General features: G+C 65.1%; 2 protein-coding genes and 2 pseudogenes. 3 read left to right on the top strand and 1 reads right to left on the bottom strand.

The features are described 5' to 3' along the window. Positions 1 to 100: 100 nt before the first annotated feature. Complete coding sequence (locus tag MKK58_RS00435; protein ID WP_243910249.1) at positions 101 to 1111, top strand: IS110 family transposase; 1011 nt, start codon at positions 101 to 103, stop codon at positions 1109 to 1111. A 243-nt stretch (positions 1112 to 1354) separates the two neighbouring features. Here the strand turns inward: MKK58_RS00435 and MKK58_RS00430 are convergent. Beyond that, a pseudogene (locus MKK58_RS00430) lies at positions 1355 to 2145 on the bottom strand (IS630 family transposase); the annotation flags it as partial. A gap of 168 nt (positions 2146 to 2313) precedes the next feature. On the opposite strand from MKK58_RS00430, the pseudogene MKK58_RS00425 reads away from it, so the two are divergent. Together MKK58_RS00425 and MKK58_RS00420 are read left to right on the top strand one after the other, a co-directional pair. Beyond that, positions 2314 to 3424, top strand: a pseudogene (locus tag MKK58_RS00425) (IS5 family transposase). Next, positions 3421 to 3717, top strand: a 297-nt coding sequence (locus tag MKK58_RS00420) for a hypothetical protein (RefSeq protein WP_243910248.1), incomplete at its 3' end; no start/stop codon positions are given. The pseudogene MKK58_RS00425 and the gene MKK58_RS00420, both read left to right, overlap by 4 nt.

Below are 3717 nucleotides of genomic sequence, written 5' to 3'. Positions count from 1 at the left end.
TGGCAAAGACCTGCTCGATTGATGGTGTGGATGGCTCCTGCTCCCGGGTTTGCGTTGGGGCATAGTCGGGATGTTGTCGCCTCACGCTGAGGAGCCACCCATGTCCGAGCTTGCTACGGTCGGTATCGACCTCGCGAAGAGTGTTTTCCAAATCCACGGTGTCGATGAAAGCGGTCGTGTTCTCGTGCGTCGCCAACTGCGTCGAAGTCAGTTGCTCGCGTTTTTCGAGAAACTGCCGCGATGCCTGATCGGCATGGAGGCCTGCGGGGGCGCTCACGACTGGGCGCGGAAGCTTCAGGAACTGGGGTATGACGTCCGGCTGATGCCGCCGTCTTACGTGAAGCCCTACGTGAAACGCGGGAAGACGGACGCAGCCGACGCGGCCGCCATCTGTGAAGCGGTCACGCGTCCCTCCATGCGGTTCGTTGCCGTAAAGAGCGAAGCCTGCTCGTCGGTCCTGGTCATCCACCGCACGCAGGATCTTTTGGTCCGCCAGCGCACGCAGATCTGCAACGCGATCCGCGCCCACATGACGGAGTTCGGCGTCATCGCAGCGAAGGGGGCGCAGAACGTCGACCGTCTACGAACGCAAATGCATCAGCTGCCGGAAGCGGCCCGATTGCCCGTCAGCCTCCTCTTCGAGCAGCTGGTCGACACCGACACGCGGATCGAGCGGTTGACGCGTGAGATCGAAGCGGCCCACGCCCAAAGCGAGACGAGCCCGCGTCTGGCGACGATCCCGGGCGTCGGCAAGCTCTCGGCGACGATCATCGCAGCGACGACGCCGGACGTCGGCAACTTCGACTGCGCGAGGGACTATGCCGCCTGGCTCGGCCTGACCCCCAAGCCACATTCCACCGGCGGCAAACAGAGGATCGGGCGGATCTCAAAGATGGGCAACCGGTATATTCGGCGGCTGCTCTATCTGGGCGCCATGTCGCAGATCATGGCGAGATCCAGGTGCGGTCCGAGGCAGGATTGGCTGTCCGACATGCTGGTCCGAAAAAAGACGAAAGTCGCCGCCATCGCGTTGGCGCATCGCATGGCAAGAACGATCTTTGCCGTCCTCAGGGACGGATCACGCTACCAGCCGCAGGCGACTGCTGCGTGAATGGCTGAACGAACGGTCAGGGCGACGTGAGGTGATGGCGAACGAACGGAGAGGAAGAACCAGGACACCCCGATCAATCCGGAGCACTTTGAGCGCGCTCGATTGAGTGGGACCTGTTATCCAAGCGGACTTCATCAGGGCGCGCAGCGATCCCGCTGCAGATCAGACGCCGTATACATGGCCGCAGCCGACCAGTTCACCCAAACTGATCGCCATCCTTGACCCGCAGGAGCCATCCATACACGGATTGAAGTCCGGACTGTAGGGCGGGAGGTAGAGAACCCGCGCGCCGACTGCCTCGATGGCCTCGCGCACCCCGGCGACCTTATGGGCGTTCAGGTTATCGAGGATGACGGTGTCACCGGGCTTGAGGACCGGAGCCAGGGTGTCGGTGACGTAGGCCCGGAAGCGCAGACCATCCGTGGCTCCATCGAAGAGGGTTCTGGCGATCGATCCCGTGGCGCGCAGGGCGGCGGTGATGGTGGTGGTCTTGTAGTGCCCGTGAGGTACGGCGATCCGGCAGCGCTGACCGCACGGAGCACGGCCATACCGGCGGACCATCTTCGTCGTGGCGGCCGTCTCGTCGAGGAAGACCAGGCGATCTGGATCGAGATCGGGTTGACGCTCGAACCAGCCCTCGCGCGCGGCCTTCACATCCGGCCGCTCCTGCTCGGCCGCGTGGACAGCCCCTTTTTACGGGTGATCCCATGCCGGGCGAAGAAGCGTGACAGGTTGCTCGTGCTGGCGCGGACGCCCCGTTCCGAGAGCCTGTCGCTCAGTTCCCGCAGGAAGGAGAGCGGGTGCTCTTCGTGGATCCGAAGGATCAGGGCCGCCTGCGCTTCCAGGCGCTGCGAGTTGCGGTCGCCGCCCATGGGCCTGGGCACAATCCGCCCGTCCTACCGAAAGCGCTCGTACCAACGGATCGCGCTGGCTGCCCCGACCCCAAAGCGTTTGGCAGCCTGACGCCGCGATGCACCCGCTTCAATCGCGGCGACCACACGCTCGCGCAGATCGACCGACAGGGCTGAAGGCATGGCAATCCTCCCTCACAAGCCCATCCAGTGAATCATACGCCAACCAGATCGCCTACCCCAAGCGATTCAACCCGCCAGGGCACAGCTCTAGCACGGTGTTGAAGAAGTCCGTGGCGTGCCAGGGGTTGGCATGATTCACTGTTCCCTGGCAGTCGTTGGGGAAGGCAGATGCGGGGCTCGGATCGGCGTTCGGGGGCGTTGTTCTCGTATGTGGACCTGGAGGCTCGGGTCCGGTCCGATCATCCTCTGCGGGCCATCCGACAACTCACGGACGAGGCGCTGGCGGCCTTGAGCGGGTCTTTCTCGGCGCTCTATGCGGTCCGGATGGGTCGTCCGTCGATCCCGCCCGAGATGCTGCTGCGGGCCATGCTCCTACAGGCGTTCTACCCGATCCGCTCGGAGCGGCAGCTGATGGAGCGACTGGAGTTCGACCTGTTGTTCCGCTGGTTCGTCGGGCTGGGCATCGACGATCAGGCCTGGGACCATTCGAGCTTCACCCGGAACCGGGATCGGCTCCTGGCCGGTGAGATCGCGGCCCAGTTCCTGGCCGCCGTGCTGGCTCAGCCCCGCGTGAAGCGGCTTCTGTCCAGCGACCACTTCAGTGTCGACGGGACGCTGATCGAGGCTTGGGCTTCGATTGATGTGCTTCAAGCCCAAGGACCAGGATGGCGACGGTCGAGGCGAAGACCCGCCGCCGTCTGCCAACGGGCGCAACGCAGAGGTCGACTTCCGGGGGCAGACGCGCTCGAACGAGACCCACGCGAGCACCACGGACCGAGAAGCCCGCCTCTACCGCAAGGGTCCGGGAATGGAGGCCAGGCTCTGCTTCATCGGCCACACCCTGATGGAAAACCGCTCGGGCCTGATCGTGGACACCCGCCTGACCTCGGCGAACGGTCACGCCGAGCGCATCGCGGCCTTGTCGATGATCGAGCCGAGGGCGGACCGGCCCAGGGCAATCTCGGTGGGTGCCGACAAGGCCTATGACGCCGAGGACTTCGTCAACGAGCTCAGGTCGATGAATGTGCGCGCGCACGTGGCCCGGAACACCAACGGCCGCCGCTCTTCCATCGACGGACGAACCACCCGCCACGCCGGCTACGGTCGGAGCCAGAAGATCCGCAAACGCATCGAGGAGGGCTTTGGCTGGATCAAGACCGTCGGCGGCCTGCGCAAGGCCCGCTTCAAAGGCCGCGACAAGGTCGGATGGGCTTTCACTCTGACGGCTGCGGCCTACAACCTCGTCCGCCTGCCCAAGCTGCTCGGAGCTCCGGCGTGAGCGTCCTGGGCAAGTGGCGGATCGTTGCGCTGCCCGGCTACGAGGACGACTACGCCGACATGGTCGAGCCGGCCTACATCCTCTTCGAGGACGGTCGCGGTGAGTTCGCCTTCGGGTGTGTCACCGGAGCTTTCGCTGGCGGAGCCGGCCGCGGGAGTGATCGCGCCGCCATCGCGTTCGACTGGAACGGCAATGACGAGATGGACCCGGTCTGCGGCTCGGGATCGGCCGAGGTCCAGGCCGACGGCTCGCTTCGCGGCGAAATCCGCGTCCACCGCGGCGACGAAATCCCC

The organism is Methylobacterium sp. J-078 (genome assembly GCF_022829285.1).
Classification (GTDB): Bacteria; Pseudomonadota; Alphaproteobacteria; order Rhizobiales; family Beijerinckiaceae; genus Methylobacterium.
This window is presented reverse-complemented; position numbering and strand designations above follow the sequence as displayed.

Excerpts from the sequence above, each read along its gene's own strand:
- MKK58_RS00435 (WP_243910249.1), top strand. The coding sequence starts at position 101 with ATGTCCGAGCTTGCTACGGTCGGTATCGACCTCGCGAAGAGTGTTTTC.